Source organism: Vibrio sp. MACH09 (assembly GCF_033238805.1).
Lineage (GTDB): Bacteria > Pseudomonadota > Gammaproteobacteria > Enterobacterales > Vibrionaceae > Vibrio.
Genome location: NZ_BSFZ01000001.1, coordinates 2257420 through 2273769, shown reverse-complemented (window position 1 = coordinate 2273769; position 16350 = coordinate 2257420). Strand labels below are relative to the sequence as shown.

The window sequence follows — 16350 nt, the reverse complement described above, 5'->3', positions numbered from 1 at the left end:
TAGTTAAGTTATAAATATGTCACAGGTTTACATTGGGGTTAGTAATGCAACAATCGAATGAAATATCACAATTTTTAGATTTCTTGGTAGATGCCATACTGATTGTTGATCAGCAGTCTAATATTGTTTTTGCCAATAAGTCGTGCAGTACATTGTTTGGATACCCGCGAGATGAGTTTGCCACTCTTACACTACTGGATTTGATGAAGCCAAATATGGTCAAGGCGCATGAGTCTAAAGTAAGTACTTTTATCTCCAATAAATCCCAAGCCAGAGCCATGATGTCTCGAAGTATTATGCCTTGTATAAATGCAAATGGTGAAGGGTTCAATGCTCGTATATCCATTGCAAATATTATCTTTGAAGGCAAACCGTGCGCGATTGCCACAATTCAGGACTACTCTACCGTACAAGAACTGATTGATGACCTTAAAAATGAAGCAAGTACTGACCCTTTAACCAATCTATTTAATAAACGTCACCTAGAAAATGTGATGGAAAGACAATACCTCGCTGTCCATGACTCGGGTTGTTTAGGGGTGGCGTACATGGATTTAAATGGCTTTAAGCAGATAAATGACACCTATGGTCATGATGCCGGAGACCAGTTGCTGGTAGAGGTGGCCAATAGGTTATCGGAGCAGTTGCGTAGCAGCGATATCTGTTTTCGTCTTGGAGGTGATGAGTTTTTGGTGCTATTTACCATTAATGATCACCAAGATTACATTGAAGAGGCGAGGGGCATTGGCAAGAAATTAAACACATTAATATCTGCGCCAATAACGATAGACAATCTGGATCATCAGGTTTCTGTCGGTGTGAGTGTGGGGGTTGGTATTTTGCCTCATGATGAAAAAGAGCTGTCGGCATTAATTGAGAAAACAGACAAAGCCATGTATCACGCTAAGGTCACTCAGTCTCCTTATGTATTGGTGTCAGAGCTCCATCAAGCGACATAATGAAGGCTATTTCTTGACTGATAACGATGTTACACTGTTGTTAATGCTTGGTTTAATAATAAAGAGAAGTTATGAAGTTCATACGTTGGTTTTTAGGAAAAATCATATTAACGTTAAATAGTGTTTTTAGCCCCAAAGGTATTGTCCGTACAGCAGAAGAACAGCAAGAAGTAGATAATAAAGCGAGCTCAATGGCGCTGTATCAATTTGAAGCGTGCCCATTTTGTGTCAAAGTTCGACGTGCGATGAAGCGCCAGTCGATTGACATTGAACTTAGAGACGCCAAAACAAATACAGAGCATAGAGAAGCGCTACTATCTGGTGGTGGCGCCGTTAAAGTGCCTTGTCTACGTATAGAGCGAGAAGGTGAAGTTGAGTGGATGTACGAGTCATCAGATATTATCACCTACTTACAAAAAGAGTTTGCTTAACGATTCTGGTGTTGATGTAGAAACGGGTTACCACCTTATATTATTGATGAAAAGCCGTTGCTTGCCAGCGGCTTTGTTGTATCTGAAGCGGGGTAAATTCTATTGACGTTCTGTCACGAAAGCAGTTGTGGTAGCGGTGGATGTGAACGCATTTAGCAAACAATAAAGGGTGAGTTTAACCTTGAGAATCAGTACAGCGATGAAGACAAGATGACGCAGAGTTAAGGTTAACAATATTAATTTGTTCACATTTCAAGCAAACAGCATATTCAGGGGTTTACAAGTAAATATAACCTCTATATTATTTCAGCCACACGGAGAGATGGCTGAGTGGCCGAAAGCACCTGACTTGAAATCAGGCGACGGGCGACCGTCCTAGAGTTCGAATCTCTATCTCTCCGCCATATTCTAAAGCCCAAGCCCTTTAAAAAGAGCTTGGGCTTTTTGGTTGTATCTCTTTAGAAAAATTGACTTATATAAACTTCAATATGTTTGTAGAGATTGTCGCTGTAATAAACCTTTATATCTCCTGATCTGGTTAGGCCTCCTAGTATTGAATACCTTTGATATTTTGTTCATTCTTTAACGTTGTAAATGACTATGTTTGCGATAACATTCATTAGTGTTGGCAATACAAAGGGAAAATTGAATAGAGATTATAATTTGAGCTAGATCTCATCTGCAGCAATGTGATTTGCTATGTAAACGTTTCCATTGCAAGCTTTGCTCAAAGTTTGCGAAAACATCATTTAATTCTAATCTTATTTTAAATCTTAACAATTTGGAGAAATATCATGCCAATGACTATTCTTTTGTCATTCTTCTTCTTCACTGGATTTGTGGTTATCTACACATGGTCTCGTGTCAAGAATCAGAAAGATGACTCTAAAGATGGCTTCTTTCTAGGTGGCCGTAGCTTAACAGGCGGTTTAATTGCAAGTTCACTTATACTGACCAACCTCTCTGCGACCAGTTTTGTCGGTATGAGTGCACTATCATTTAAAGGCAATATGTCTGTAATGGGCTATGAAGTTGCATCGGGTATTACGCTAATCATCATTGCTTTATTCCTTGTTCCTCGCTACTTAAAACAGGGTATTACCACCATTCCAGATTTTCTGGAATCGCGCTATGACCTATCGGTTAAGCAATTTGTAACCGTATTGTTCTTACTCAGTTATATCGTTAACTTGCTGCCTAATACACTGTATGCGGGTGCCATGGTGATCGGTGGTATTTTCGATATTGAAACCATGCTAGGAATTAGCCGTTTCGCTGCGATACTTCTTATTGCGTCCATTATTGGTCTATTAGGTCTGTTCTACGCCATTTATGGCGGGCTAAAAGCGGTTGTTATTGCCGATACGCTAAATGGTGTAGGCCTTATTGTTGGCGGCTTGATGATTCCTATCTTTGGTCTTATTGTGCTTGGTGACGGTAGCTTTATGGATGGATGGGAAACAATCTCTACCAATGCGACTGAAAAACTACAAGCCGTTGGTGCAGAAGATGATCCCAACGTTCCTTTTTCAACGATGTTTACTGGTCTATTGCTTGTTAACCTTTATTACTGGGGTACTGACCAAGCGATAATCCAACGAGCATTGGGAGCCAAAAACCTCAAAGAAGGCCAAAAAGGTGTTATTTTAGCGGGTGCTATTAAGGTGATTACTCCGCTGTTCCTTATTATTCCTGGCATCATTGCTTACCATATGTTTGGTACTGTAGATGCATCTGGTCAGAGCTACGAAGCAGACACAATGTACACACGCTTAGTAAATGAAGTACTTCCTAAGCCTTTAGTTGGTTTCTTCTTAGCGGCTATGTTTGGTGCAATTTTGTCTACCTTTAACGGTGTATTAAACTCATCAACAACGCTATTTACTCTTAACGTTTATAAACCATTGTTTGATAAAGAAGACAAACTTTCAGATCAGGAATTGGTTAATAAAGGTCGTTCATTCGGTCTGTTTATTGCCATTCTTTCTGTTGGTATTGCTCCTTTCATTATGTTTGCGCCAAATGGTTTGTTTGATTTGTTGCAACGCTTAGCGGGTCTATTCAGCGTGCCAATCTTCACCATCGTATTCATGGGCTACATTACTAAGCGAGTACCGGCATTTGCGGCTAAGGTATCTCTGACTGTATTTGTAGTTGCTTACGGTATTATTCAGTTTACTCCTAGCGCCTATCAAGGTTACTTAGGACCACTTAAACCTATTGCTGAACTGCACTTTTTTCACCAATTAGCAGTACTTTTTGTTCTGTGTTGTAGCTTAATGCTAATCATTGGCAAGATTCGCCCTCGTGATACTGATTATGTTCTGCCAGTTAATGAATCGATGGATATTAAACCATGGGAATTCCGCTTCGAAGCGTCTGCCGTTATTCTGTACATGGTTCTAGGTGCTTATATAACTTTCTCTGACCTAGGTCTTGTGGCTGGTGATACGGCATTTATGGTGACTTATGCACTATGCGGTATTGTAATTCTTGCAGGTATATTTGCCAGAATTAAGAAAAAACAGAGTCGTTCTGCTCAGTTACAGCAACAAACTGCGAAATAACTTCTAATCTAATAAGCAGAGTGATTTCACTCTGCTTCATTGCCTTTGCTAAGGTGTCTTGTTTGAACTGGTTTTTTAGAGCCTGTTCATATTATTTTGAAACCTTATAGTTCATTTTTCTTTTTCAGTTCTTCCTGAGTTTTAATTTTATTATCATATTATCAATGAGTTACTATGGTATTCATTGCTGGGACTAACTGGTTATAGAATGGATGCTTCCAGCTGTATTGTTGGTTAGGACGGATTCGTTTCAGGGGGAAAGAAAGTTGTGTAAACGTTTACACTAAATTGACTTGGATCACGGTAAAATGGGTGTGAGTGTTGATAAACTTCCTGCTAACCGAGGTGGCAGAGACATCGAAAGCGAATAGAGAAGCTTGCGATTAAAGTAATGACGCGACGTACATGTTGTTGGCAGTCAAATCATCCGAAAGGTTATTAATTAAATTGTAATCTGGGGAGAGTAAGGCTCATTCCAGAAACTTTCCCTAGGTTACCCCTCAAAAATAAACTGCTCATTATTGAGCTATAAGGTATTGATAATAAGATGTTGAATAGTAAATTTGATCCGGTTGAACACCCACATCGTCGGTATAACCCACTTACAGGTCAGTATGTTCTTGTTTCTCCTCATCGTGCTAGACGTCCTTGGCAAGGGGCTGATGAAAAACCTGAAGCGGCTGTAGAAAAAAATTACGATGGTGACTGTTTTTTATGTCCAACGAATACTCGAGTCTCTGGCGATAAAAATCCAGATTATCAAGGAACCTATGTATTCAATAACGACCATGCTGCGTTAACAGTAGATACACCCGATGCTCCAGAACCTAAATCACCGCTGTTTCGTTGCGAGAGTGTTCGAGGCCTAAGCCGAGTAATCTGTTTCTCTGCTGATCACAGTAAGACATTGCCTGAGCTACCTGTGTCTGCCATTCGTAGTGTTATCGATACTTGGAACGAGCAGATAGAAGAGTTGGGTGAGGAGTATATTTGGGTTCAAGCATTTGAGAACAAAGGTTCTAGCATGGGCTGTTCACAGCCACATCCGCACGGCCAGATCTGGGCAAACAGCTTTTTGCCTAATGAGATTTCACGTAAAGACGTCAACTTACGCACCTATTACCAAGATAACGGTACTAACCTGTTGGTCGATTATGCGAAAGCTGAAATGGAGGATGGGTCTCGCGTTGTAGTTGAAACTGAGCACTGGATAGCGGTTGTCCCATATTGGGCTGCTTGGCCTTTTGAAACAATGCTTATGCCTAAGACACACATCCCTCGTATGAATGATTTGACCAGTGAACAGCGTGATGACTTAGCACTTGCTGTTAAGAAACTAACGAGCCGTTATGACAATTTATTTAAGTGTTCATTCCCATATTCAATGGGTTGGCATTATGCACCGTTTTTTAAAGAAGGCGATACGTCAACGGATCATTGGCAGCTACACGCACTGTTTTATCCGCCATTGCTTCGCTCTGCGACAGTACGTAAGTTTATGGTGGGTTACGAAATGCTGGCGGAAAACCAGCGTGACCTGACCGCTGAACAGGCCGCAGATAGGCTGCGTTCTCTTAGCGATGTTCATTTTCGTGAAGAATGAGCGTAAGTGAGTAGGAAGGTAAAATGAACAATCTAAGATCAGAAATTCTCATCAAAGCAGTAACCACTTCTTTTGTTGATGTATTTGGTTACCAAGCAACGCATATCATTCAAGCACCTGGTCGGGTAAATCTAATTGGTGAGCACACCGACTACAATGATGGGTTTGCTCTACCTTGCGCCATTGATTACCAAACGGTTGTTGCTGCTACACGTCGCGATGACAATATTGTTCGCGTTGTATCCGTTGATTACGATAGTGAGATGAAAGAATTTGATCTCAATGAAGAGATTCTTTTTGACCACGACTGTATGTGGATTAACTACATCAAGGGTGTGGTGACGAGTTTACGTCGCCGAGGTTATGCATTTGTTGGTGCTGATATTGCTGTTAGCGGTAACGTACCGCAAGGCGCAGGTCTTAGTTCTTCTGCGGCACTGGAAGTGGTTATTGGACAGACATTTAAAGCTCTTTTCAACCTATCTATTTCTCAGCAAGAAGTTGCTCTAAATGGTCAGCAAGCTGAAAATGAATTTGTTGGTTGTAACTGTGGGATTATGGATCAATTAATTTCAGCGTAAGGTGAAGAAAATCATGCGCTGCTTATTGATTGTCGTTCATTAGAGACTAAAGCGGTCTCTTTACCACAAGAGATGGCCGTGGTGATCATCAACTCCAATAAGAAACGTGGCTTAGTTGATAGTGAGTACAACACGCGCCGCGAACAATGTGAAGAGGCGGCGCGTATCTTAGATGTTAAAGCATTGCGTGATGTAACTATTGAACAGTTTAACGCCCGTGCGTCAGAACTGGATGAGTTGGTCGCGAAGCGGGCGCGTCATGTAATTACGGAAAATGATCGTACCGAAGAAGCCGCTGTAGCGCTTAGTCATGGCAATATGAAACGCATTGGTGAGCTGATGCGTGAATCTCACGTTTCTATGCGTGATGACTTTGAAATTACCGTTCCTGAAATTGATTTTATTGTTGAAACAGTGAAAGAGGTGATAGGCGATCAAGGTGGTGTGCGTATGACTGGTGGCGGTTTTGGTGGTTGTGTTGTTTCAGTTATGCCTTACGTGTTAGTTAACGATGTTAAAGCCGCTCTAGCAGAAAAGTATCAGGTTATGTTTAACTTAAAAGAGACGATTTATGTTTGTAATGCAACGGCTGGTGCTGGTGTTGTAAACGTATAGGAGACGAAATAATTATTAAAATAGATGAGTCAGATGGGCTGTTGAAACACGGTATCTGACTCATTTTATTATGCATGGTAGGTTAGGGCTAAGAGGGTAGTAAATTTCGGATTTCATCTAATCTGGCTAGAATATCTTTCTTTTGATAAGTCACTTCTTTTTTGGCAGCCGTACTTTGTCGTACTAATAACTGAACCGGTACAGTTTTCTGCATATTGATGACAGGCTGATCGCTGCTCTCTAGTGACAAACTTACTGCCTGTTTACCTATCTCAATAAAGTTTTGCTCTACCGTAGTAAGGGGAGGAGTGAAGAACGCACTGTCTTTTATACCATCAAACCCCATTACAGAGACTTGATCCGGTACTTGAATGTTCAGTTCATTGAGTGCGCAGAGTACGCCTAGCGCCATTTGATCACTGGCTACTAAAACAGCATCAAAGGGTACCTGCTTAGCAACAAAATCTCGAATGGCCATGTAGCCGCTGCTCGCCTGCCAGTCACCTTCGAACTGACCATTAATTTTGGCGTCACTAGATTCAATTGAGTTAACCCAGTTGTGCTGGCGAATTTGTGAAGCGGTAGATTCGCTTGGCCCTGTAACCAGTACAAACTGTTTTCTGTCTAAGTTGATAAGGTGTTGAGCGGCTAATTTAGCGCCCTCGCTATGGGCACCGCAAACATAATGCACCTTGGCATCTTCTGGTACATCAATAAAAACTAAATGCAAATGCTGGTATTGTTCGACAATCGCTTCAGCAGCGTGACCATCAAGAGGAACGTTTAAGATAATCGAATCAACTTGTTGAGAAATCAGTTCTCTTATTGCTTCACGGACATTGTCGAAGTCATTATTTTCGACAATTGAAAGCGCAGTTGCGTAGCCATTATCGTGGGACTGAGAGCGAATGCCGTTAATAATTAATGCCACCCCGTGCAATGAGATATCTAGGGATACGATGCCAATAATTTTGGATTTAGCTCGGCTTAACATCTGGGCTCCTTTGTTAGGAACATAACCCAGTTGTTTAATTGCATCGTTTACTTTTTTACGGGTACTTTCTGCAACATTATCTGCGCCATTCGTTACTCTTGACACTGTTTGAGTAGATACGCCTGCGAGTTTTGCAACGTCTTTAAAGGTGATCGTCATGACATTTATATTCGATGTTTACGGTAGACAATATTGTAAGGTCGTTTATTTTTTTTTCTGGGAACTAGCTCAAGAATTGTAGTAATAACATCATTTTTTGTTCTCGAAAACAGATTGAACCTTGTCACATGGTAGGCCAGTGGATGCATGCTTAGATCACATTAATACTGTGATAACTCCGTTTATCTTCTTTTTTCATACACAATCATTTCATTAATTGTTTTATAAATTTGTTTGCGAAAACTTTGTTGGAGGCGTTATGAATCGTTTTATTCATCTCAAAAGTAAAAACCACAGTTTGATCATTAAAGTTGATCGTGTGCCGGAAATTCTTCATTGGGGGGCTCGAATCACTCAGCTAGACGAAGACTTGCTGTTATCAACAGAGCGTCCAATATCACAGGCGCGTTTGGATGTTGATGTTCCATTGTCGCTTTGCCCTGAGTTAGGTAGCGGTCACTTTAATGCACCGGGAATCGAAGGTCATAGAGATGGCAATGATTGGGCACCTGTTTTTGAGGTGAAAACTCAGCAAGTATTCGACAATCATGTGCTATTTACTCTAAGAGATGATACATCGAGCTTAGAGCTGGATATTGAGTTGAAACTTGATTTTGAAACGGACGTTGTACAAAAGCGCATAATGGTGATTAACAAAGGTGAGGGGGTGTACAACCTAGAGAAACTCTCTTCTACTCTTCCTTTGCCAAATCATGCTAATGAATTAATGACCTTCCATGGTCGTTGGTGTCGAGAGTTTCAAACTCAACGTCAACGTTTTGAACATGGTGGATTTATGCAAGAGAACCGTCGCGGACGCACCTCTCATGAAAATTTCCCAGGACTGTTTGTCGGTACTCACAGTTTTGCTGAGCAACAGGGGCAGGTTTGGGGTTTTCATTTGGGATGGAGTGGTAATCACCAACTGCGTGCAGATGTAAGAAGTGATGGTCGACGTTTTGTTCAAGCGGGTGAGCTGCTATTAGCCGGTGAAAAACTACTTGCTCAAGGAGACAGCTATCAAACACCTTGGTTGTATGGTTGTTATAGCTCCCAAGGCTTAAATGGAATTTCTGACCGTTTTCATCAGTTTGTTCGAGAAAACATTCTTAGTTTCCCTGTCGACAAACCTCGTCCTGTTCACCTTAATACTTGGGAAGGAATTTACTTTGACCATAAGCCAGAGTACATCATGCAAATGGCGTCCGAAGCTGCGGAAATGGGTGTAGAGCGTTTTATTATTGATGATGGTTGGTTTGTTGGACGCAATGGTGAGCGTGCTGCATTGGGTGACTGGTATCTAGATGAAGAGAAATACCCTAACGGGCTAGAGCCTGTAATCGCCCATGTTAATGATAAGGGAATGGAGTTTGGTTTGTGGGTTGAGCCTGAAATGGTTAGCCAAGACTCAGAGCTTTACCGAAATCACCCTGAATGGGTACTTGGTTTAGAAGGGTATCATCAGCCATCAGGTCGTTGGCAGTATGTACTGGATTTACAAAATTCAGACTGTTTTAACTACTTGTTTGATCGCCTTAATGAGCTGTTAACTTCCTATCGCATCAGCTACTTAAAATGGGATATGAACCGCGAACTCGTTCAACCGGGTCACAACGGAAAGCCTGCTGTACATGGACAAACTCAAGCGCTTTATAAACTTTTTGATCAGTTACTCGCGGCTCATCCGGAAGTTGAAATAGAATCATGCTCGTCTGGTGGTGGTCGTATCGACTTTGAAATCTTAAAACGTACACATCGTTTTTGGGCTTCTGACTGTAATGATGCTTTGGAACGACAAACTATCCAGCGTGGTATGAGTTATTTCTTCCCACCTGAAGTTATGGGGGCGCATATTGGCCCAGCAGAGTGTCACTCGACTAATCGTCGTCATAGTATTAACATGCGTGGCGTTACTGCGCTGGGTGGACACATGGGTGTTGAACTCGACCCAGTTAAAGAATCAAGCGAAGAGAAACAGGCATTTGCTCACTACATTAAGCTACACAAACAATATCGTTCTCTGCTTCATTCTGGTCGTTCATTCCGCATCGACCCTGCTGATCTAAATCAACGTATTTATGGTGTGCAAAATGAGCAAGAAATGCTGATCACTGTGTGCCAAATTGCCATGCCTGATCATGCATTACCATCTCCGCTTCGTATCAGCTGTATTGATCCTGAGTCTCGTTATCAGGTGAAGCTGGTGGAAATGCCACAAACCAGTTTCCAGCTAATGAAGCAGCGTCCGAAATGGTTAGACCAAACCCTAACGCTCAGCGGTGACAACCTTAAAGAGATTGGAATAACATTACCGATTCTTGATCCAGAATCCGCGTTGATTGTTCATTTACAGAAAATCTAGTTGGGATAAGCACAAGCTTTCTCGGTTACAATTAATAAGCCCTAGCAGAAATGCTGGGGCTTATTTTATGCGTTTCTTTTAACCTTTATCCAACTGCTTATAATGATTGAGCAGGGTGAGCAAAAATAGACGTATTTCATTGCATTGAGCTTGATCCGTCTCGGGGATGTCGGAGTTTAAAATAAAGTCTTCAACTTGAAGGTAAAAATCGGGTTCGGTTTGATTGATCATGATGGGGTCCTTGTGCATGAAGATACAACATCTATCACCACGCAAAGGTTCCTAATCATTGGGTGGTGAACTGAACTGGGTTAGGAACTACCGCTCACAAGGTCGCGGCGCGCCGAAGCGCCCCGGCTCAGCTCACCATTATTTAGTAATTTGTTTGCTTATTGAACAAATCTACAAATTTTGGGTGTGCTAAAGCTGCATATATGAAAACCAGAAAACAGCTGGTACTTATACGCCTTGTGAAATTTTAAACGAGGTTCCTACGCCCGACACTGGATTTTGCCAGTGCGGGGTAAGCATATGATTTATTGAGATAGAGTGTCAAATCAATTGGTGATGGAGAGGGTATTTGCTCGCTTAGCTCTCATAAAAAAACAGCCAACAGTTTTACTCTGTTGGCTGTTTTGCTTAAAGGGATTCAGTTAATCAACACTGAAGTAGTTTACTTCCTGTTTTAATCGGTTTGCTTGTTCACTCATTGTCAGAGCGGCATCGCGATTGCTGGTCATCGATTGTACAGACTCATCAGATATAACCGAGATTTGCTCGATGGATGAGGCGACTTTTCGGACAAAACTGGCTTGTTCGTTTGTCGCTTGCACCACATCTTTCACTCGGCCCAATGTGTCTTTTGCTTCTCCTTCGATGTTTACCAAAAGGGTACTCGCTAGGGTGGTCTTTTCTTTACCCTGTTCAATAAGTGGCTGGGTGTTCGCCATGGCTTGCACACTTTCGGTTGTCTGTTGCTGGATCTCGCTAATCATGGTTTCGATCTGTGTAGTCGATTCGGTGGCACGACTTGCCAACTGCCTGACTTCATCCGCAACCACGGCAAAACCTCGACCAGACTCCCCAGCACGCGCAGCTTCGATTGCAGCATTAAGGGCTAGCAGGTTGGTCTGCTCTGCAATGCCGCTAATGACACTCACAATACCGCCAATATCGTTGGTTCTCTGTTCTAATTGTTGCACTTGTTCAACAGTCTGGTTGACGGTAACGGCAATGTTTTCCATCTCCTGAGCAACAGAGAAGACCAGCTCTCGGCCTTTCTTCGAGTTATCTGACGTCATAACAGAGTTATTCTCCGTTTGGCTAGCTAGCTCGGAAATTTGATCAATGCTTTGACGCATATCTTCCAGCTCACCTACGGTATCTTGTGTCAGTTTTGCTTGTTGTTGGGTCAGTTCCAGTACTCGGGTTGAGCCTTGTGATACTTGATTGGCTTGCTCCGTTAGGTTATGGGACACAGAAATAATATTGCCAACGGTATGAGTCATTTTTTTCGACATCTCGGAGAGCGAATCCATAATGCTGTTTGGAATGGACTTGCTGAACTCATTTTTTAACTGACCTTCAGATAAGCGTTTAATCGCACTTTGCGCGTCATAAGGTTCTCCGCCAAGAGAGGTATGAAAACTTCTTTCTATGGCGATGGCGATGATTGCGGAAATAACTAAGGCAATAGCGCTCAATGCTAGCATGAGATTCTGAAAGCCACCGGCAACGCTTCGGGTTTGAGGTGTTAGTGTTTGATTCAGGTTTTCCTGATAGTCGATGAATTGGTTAATGGTATCAAGCCACGCAATAAAGGCAGGCCTTGCTTGATCAAGAATGATATTGGTGTCTGAGATGCCATTGGCTTTGTCTGCCAATATCTTCTGGATAATAGGTTCAGTACGATTCTTAATATCGTTGATTTCTTTAAGAATACGGTGCTCTTCAGTAGAGAACATCACGTTACTGGAAAGCATTTTCTGGAAGTTGTTTTCTGCTTCGCGATAAAATTCTGCCAGCGTTTTTATTTCCTCTTCAAGAGCTCGTATCTCTTGCGGTGTTCTGGCAAGTACCACGTCTCGTAGCGCTATTGCCCGATCATGAACACTGCCTCGGAAGTTAATCGCATAGCGTTGTTTCACCGAGTTAATATCGGTAATAACCGACAGATCTTTGTCGATAATATTCACTTTTTGAATACCTAATATCGTCAGGGTGAGCATTAGGCCGACCAGAATACCAAACCCCAATAGTAATCGGGTTCGGACTTTAAGCTTTGATAACATGCTTGTTTTTACTCCTAAATGATGGGTCTTTACTGGTTATATCCAGTGAAATTAATGTAGTTATTTAAATTTTTTGGGCTTATCAAAGTAATAGCCTTGTGCATAATCGATATCTAATGACTGAGCGATAGAGAGCTGAGCTTGAGTCTCTATTCCTTCCGCTAGTACTTTTCCACCATATTGATGAACAGCGTTAACGACCGCTTTTATATCGGTTTTAATGCTTTGATTTGACGGTAACTGGCTGACAATTTTGATGCATAGCTTTACCACTTCTGGTTTCACGACCTCGATTAACTCAAAATCGAAGAAACCACATCCGACATCATCAAGCCAAAATTCATAACCGAGCTGCCGCAGCTGATCCATTTTTTTGTTAATGGGCAGCCAATCTTCTACTTTTAGGTGTTCAGTCAGTTCTATTTTGGTTCGCTTGGCATGCGGGTGAGCAATCAATAGCTTCTCAACTCGTTTATCAAACAGTAAGTGAGGAGCAATGTTCACCGTGTAATCACACTCTGGCGGAATAGCAGCGATATTGAGCAGATGAGTTTCTAAACTGAGTACTTCCAAAAGGTCGGTTAACTTATGCTGCTTTGCTGCCTGAAACAGTTGATCGGCGCGGTGTATATCAGAGTCGATCGGGCCACGAACTAACATTTCATAACCATAAATATGCTGTTCTTTTATATTACGAATGGATTGAGAGAAAGAGATTAAAGCTTTTGAGTTTAATACTCGCTTTAAGTCACTTGCTCCGTCCGGTGATGTTTTATCTGCACTTTGACTGCTCCACAAAGTTTGTCTCTGTTTATCAACTGCCTTTAATTCAACATGATCAGAATGCATAACTTGCCCTATTTATAGTTAGATCTATAGCCAACATTACACAAGACCCGAAGCGAGCGGTTTTTCTTTCACTGAATGATAACGACACAATTGCCTTGACAAGTGACCGTTGGTCTCTTATTGTAAGAGACTGATGGTCACTAAAGAGGGAGGGTCAATGTGAATTGGCAAAGAGCAAGAACGAACGAGACAAAGAATGAAAGGAAAAAAGCTATACACGAAGCTGCCTTAGAACTGTTCAAGAATAATGGATATGACAAGGTGAGTTTCAATGGCATTGCTTCTGAAGCTGGATTTACAAAGTCTAATATGTATCGTTATTTTTCTTCTAAGGAAGAAATATTCTTAAGTATCTTTTCAGACCTTTTTAAAGATTGGGTTAATGATTGTACTGAAATGCTGCGGAACCTAGATACGAATGTGGCAATGAGTACCTTTGCTAACTCCTGGGTTAAATCTCATAACAATCACCATCAATTTCTTGACCTTACAACGATCCTATTCGTGTCTTTAGAAAGAAATAGCTCATATGAGCAACTAGTCATATTTAAGAGGCTAGCGAAAAATCTGCTGAGTGAAATAGCACTAGAGATCATCAGGATTTACCCCGATTTCCGTATGGACGATGCGTTTAGTTTCTTAAATCTCAGCTTTGCAGCAACGTCGAGCTTTTGGGCTGGATCGACACAAAATGAATCTTTGACAAAGATATATCAGCAAGAAGAGTTCAAAGCTCTAGAAATGAACTTTGATAAAGATTTAACACATTCTATAGAAATAATTATTCGTGGAATTAAAACACAGAATTAAAACCATCAGAAAACACGTTTATCAAGGAGTTTTTATGAAACATAAGGTTACCCAATCGCTAAATGTTAATGTATCTGCTGACAAGATCTGGCAAGTCCTTGGCAAATACAACAGTCTTGAAAATTATGCGTCAACGGTAGAATCGACATCGATTGTTGGGAATATTGAGTCAGGGCTAGGGGCTAAGAGGAAAAACACGTTTTATGATGGTAGTAGCCTTATAGAAGAGGTTACTGAATATCAGCAAGGTCAGGGCTACAAAATGAAGTTGTCCGATTTCTCTTTTCCCCTAAAATATATGAACTCTGAAGTTGCAGTAAAGGCCATTGATTCAAACAGTTGCACGCTATTTATGTCGACAGAGTTTGTTGTCAAAGCAGGCCCGTTTGGCTGGTTGATGGGGTTAGTAATAATGCGACCAATGATGAAAAATATCTTTAAAAAGCAGATGAATTGTTTAGCCTATTATTGTGAAACAGGCCAGAAAGTGAACAATAAATTACCCTCTTCTGATGATTTGAAGAAGTTAGTTTTAGGTTAATAAGCACTTTGTAAAGTTTGCTGAAATAACCACTGTACCCAATCTTGTTATTAGGAAATCCGTCGTGTAAGCAGGGCATGTTTTACGGTTTATCTCTGTAGGATTGTTGGTTGTTTTTCAGTTGATAAATGCCCGCTAAACAAGTGCTTTGAGGCAATTTGGCTATATCACTAGTAAGGTAACGATTGCGTGAAAGTTTTGTTATAAAATACTGGACAGAAGAGAACGTATGATTAATATGTGACAGTTAAGCCTTAGTGAAAAAGGCTTACTTATCACTTCGTATAATCCCGATAATACGGTTCGGGAGTTTCTACCAAGAGCCTTAAACTTCTTGATTATGAAGTCTGTAACTTTATTTTTACCACTTAATAAAGGTAGAGACTCATGAACTATTTTGACCTTCCTAAAATTGATCTACATTGCCATTTAGATGGTAGCGTTCGCCCTGAAACTATTCGTGATCTAGCAATGGAACAAAACCTCCAGTTGCCAACTAATGATATTAGTGAGATTCGCGATCTTATGGTTGCACCAGAAACCTGTTTGAATCTTGATGAGTACCTAATGCGTTTTAATTTGCCATTATCGGTAATGCAAAAAGCAGAAGCTATTGAGAGAATCTCTTTTGAGTTATTCGAGGATGCGGCTAACGAGAACGTTAAGTATTTAGAAGTCCGTTTTGCTCCGTTACTGCATATGAGCGAAGGACTCACTTTAGATCAGATCATTTCAAGCGCAGTTAATGGAATGAAGAGAGCGGAGAAGCAGTATGATATTCGCGGAAACTACATTCTTTCTATATTGCGAACGGCAGCTAAAGATCAAATTAATGAGTTGATTGATGCAGGCGCCCACTACCTAGAGAACGGCGTTGTCGCCATCGATCTTGCAGGCAGTGAAGTCGCGGATTTTTGCCACGAATTTGTTCCTTATATTCAGTATGCAAAGAGCAAGAACTATCATGTAACCATACATGCAGGAGAGCAGGGTGTCGGTAAGAACGTATTCGATGCGATTCGCTTATTGTCCGCTGAACGTATTGGTCATGGTATTCATATCACTGGGCATGATGGAGCATACTCATTAGTGAAAAATGAGCATGTCGCACTAGAGACTTGCCCAAGTAGTAATGTACAGACTAAAGCGGTAGCGAGTTTGTCCGAACATCCAATGAAATCATTTTTAGTGAATGGAATTCCCGTCACTATTAATACTGATAACCGTACGGTATCTAACACCACCATGACAGATGAAGTCAGAAAGGTTATGGAAGAGTTTGAGTTAACCGAGCAGCAGTATTATCAGATCTATGAATACAGTGTTGAGGGTGCATTTGCCAGTAAAGAGACGAAGCAGTACCTACGAGGCTTTTTACCTGCATAAGTATCGCTCGATTCGAGTCGTGCTATAGCTATACGAAAAAAGGCAAGAGCGAGAGCTCTTGCCTTTATTATTTGGTCGGACATACAGGATTTGAACCTGTGACCCCATCTCCCCCAGAGATGTGCGCTACCAAGCTGCGCTAATGTCCGAAAACCATAATTGAGTGCAATACACTCTTTTATAGCGTTACAAGTCTAAATGA

The 16350-nt window shown here is 41.3% G+C and carries 12 protein-coding genes, 2 tRNA genes, 1 pseudogene and 1 riboswitch; of the genes and pseudogenes, 10 read left to right on the top strand and 5 right to left on the bottom strand.

All coding sequences use genetic code 11. The annotated features are described in order from the left end of the window. Positions 1-44: 44 nt before the first annotated feature. From CHJ_RS10110 to galK, 6 genes and pseudogenes are all read left to right on the top strand, one after another. A complete protein-coding gene (locus CHJ_RS10110) occupies positions 45-959 on the top strand; it encodes a GGDEF domain-containing protein (RefSeq protein WP_317917603.1) in 915 nt (304 codons plus the stop codon). Positions 960-1030: 71 nt separating this feature from the next. Next, positions 1031-1390: a glutathione S-transferase N-terminal domain-containing protein gene (locus CHJ_RS10105; protein ID WP_317917602.1), complete on the top strand. Its 360-nt coding sequence runs from the start codon at positions 1031-1033 to the stop codon at positions 1388-1390. Between the two features lie 316 nt (positions 1391-1706). Then, positions 1707-1794 (top strand) — tRNA-Ser (locus CHJ_RS10100). Positions 1795-2184: 390 nt separating this feature from the next. Further along, entirely contained in the window at positions 2185-3957 is a 1773-nt protein-coding gene (locus tag CHJ_RS10095; protein WP_317917601.1) for a solute:sodium symporter family transporter, read from the top strand. 547 nt (positions 3958-4504) lie between these two features. Beyond that, positions 4505-5560, top strand: a complete 1056-nt coding sequence (locus tag CHJ_RS10090) for a UDP-glucose--hexose-1-phosphate uridylyltransferase (protein ID WP_317917600.1) — start codon at positions 4505-4507, stop codon at positions 5558-5560. Between the two features lie 23 nt (positions 5561-5583). After that, positions 5584-6756, top strand: a pseudogene (gene galK / locus CHJ_RS10085) (galactokinase). A gap of 88 nt (positions 6757-6844) precedes the next feature. Here the strand turns inward: galK and CHJ_RS10080 are convergent. Further along, a complete protein-coding gene (locus CHJ_RS10080; RefSeq protein ID WP_317917599.1) occupies positions 6845-7909 on the bottom strand; it encodes a LacI family DNA-binding transcriptional regulator in 1065 nt (354 codons plus the stop codon). A 259-nt stretch (positions 7910-8168) separates the two neighbouring features. Between CHJ_RS10080 and CHJ_RS10075 the strand changes: the two genes are divergently transcribed. Then, the gene (locus tag CHJ_RS10075) at positions 8169-10271 is read left to right on the top strand and encodes an alpha-galactosidase (protein WP_317917598.1); all 2103 of its coding nucleotides are present in this window, start codon (positions 8169-8171) and stop codon (positions 10269-10271) included. Between the two features lie 78 nt (positions 10272-10349). Here CHJ_RS10075 and CHJ_RS10070 read toward each other — a convergent pair whose 3' ends face one another. From CHJ_RS10070 to CHJ_RS10060, 3 genes are all read right to left on the bottom strand, one after another. Further along, complete coding sequence (locus CHJ_RS10070; protein WP_317917597.1) at positions 10350-10502, bottom strand: hypothetical protein; 153 nt, start codon at positions 10500-10502, stop codon at positions 10350-10352. A gap of 422 nt (positions 10503-10924) precedes the next feature. Then, positions 10925-12562: a methyl-accepting chemotaxis protein gene (locus tag CHJ_RS10065; RefSeq protein ID WP_317917596.1), complete on the bottom strand. Its 1638-nt coding sequence runs from the start codon at positions 12560-12562 to the stop codon at positions 10925-10927. Between the two features lie 60 nt (positions 12563-12622). Then, positions 12623-13411, bottom strand: coding sequence for an EAL domain-containing protein (locus tag CHJ_RS10060; RefSeq protein WP_317917595.1), 789 nt, complete (start codon positions 13409-13411; stop codon positions 12623-12625). Between the two features lie 159 nt (positions 13412-13570). Between CHJ_RS10060 and CHJ_RS10055 the strand changes: the two genes are divergently transcribed. The 3 genes from CHJ_RS10055 (at position 13571) to add (ending at position 16148) form a co-directional block, all read left to right on the top strand. After that, the gene (locus CHJ_RS10055) at positions 13571-14221 is read left to right on the top strand and encodes a TetR/AcrR family transcriptional regulator (RefSeq protein WP_317917594.1); all 651 of its coding nucleotides are present in this window, start codon (positions 13571-13573) and stop codon (positions 14219-14221) included. 34 nt (positions 14222-14255) lie between these two features. Further along, complete coding sequence (locus tag CHJ_RS10050; protein WP_317917593.1) at positions 14256-14762, top strand: SRPBCC family protein; 507 nt, start codon at positions 14256-14258, stop codon at positions 14760-14762. Between the two features lie 260 nt (positions 14763-15022). Then, positions 15023-15123, top strand: a riboswitch (purine riboswitch). Between the two features lie 26 nt (positions 15124-15149). Continuing rightward, positions 15150-16148, top strand: coding sequence for an adenosine deaminase (add, locus tag CHJ_RS10045; RefSeq protein ID WP_317917592.1), 999 nt, complete (start codon positions 15150-15152; stop codon positions 16146-16148). Between the two features lie 72 nt (positions 16149-16220). Here the strand turns inward: add and CHJ_RS10040 are convergent. After that, positions 16221-16297: transfer RNA gene (locus CHJ_RS10040), tRNA-Pro, on the bottom strand. Positions 16298-16350: the final 53 nt, after the last annotated feature.

What these genes read in the sequence shown, in the direction of transcription:
- CHJ_RS10075 (WP_317917598.1), top strand. Translation starts at nt 8,169, where the DNA reads ATGAATCGTTTTATTCATCTCAAAAGTAAAAACCACAGTTTGATCATT.
- CHJ_RS10080 (WP_317917599.1), bottom strand. Translation starts at nt 7,909, where the DNA reads ATGACGATCACCTTTAAAGACGTTGCAAAACTCGCAGGCGTATCTACT.
- CHJ_RS10095 (WP_317917601.1), top strand. Translation starts at nt 2,185, where the DNA reads ATGCCAATGACTATTCTTTTGTCATTCTTCTTCTTCACTGGATTTGTG.
- CHJ_RS10090 (WP_317917600.1), top strand. Translation starts at nt 4,505, where the DNA reads ATGTTGAATAGTAAATTTGATCCGGTTGAACACCCACATCGTCGGTAT.
- CHJ_RS10065 (WP_317917596.1), bottom strand. Translation starts at nt 12,562, where the DNA reads ATGTTATCAAAGCTTAAAGTCCGAACCCGATTACTATTGGGGTTTGGT.
- CHJ_RS10105 (WP_317917602.1), top strand. Translation starts at nt 1,031, where the DNA reads ATGAAGTTCATACGTTGGTTTTTAGGAAAAATCATATTAACGTTAAAT.
- CHJ_RS10070 (WP_317917597.1), bottom strand. Translation starts at nt 10,502, where the DNA reads ATGATCAATCAAACCGAACCCGATTTTTACCTTCAAGTTGAAGACTTT.
- add (WP_317917592.1), top strand. Translation starts at nt 15,150, where the DNA reads ATGAACTATTTTGACCTTCCTAAAATTGATCTACATTGCCATTTAGAT.
- CHJ_RS10060 (WP_317917595.1), bottom strand. Translation starts at nt 13,411, where the DNA reads ATGCATTCTGATCATGTTGAATTAAAGGCAGTTGATAAACAGAGACAA.
- CHJ_RS10110 (WP_317917603.1), top strand. Translation starts at nt 45, where the DNA reads ATGCAACAATCGAATGAAATATCACAATTTTTAGATTTCTTGGTAGAT.
- CHJ_RS10050 (WP_317917593.1), top strand. Translation starts at nt 14,256, where the DNA reads ATGAAACATAAGGTTACCCAATCGCTAAATGTTAATGTATCTGCTGAC.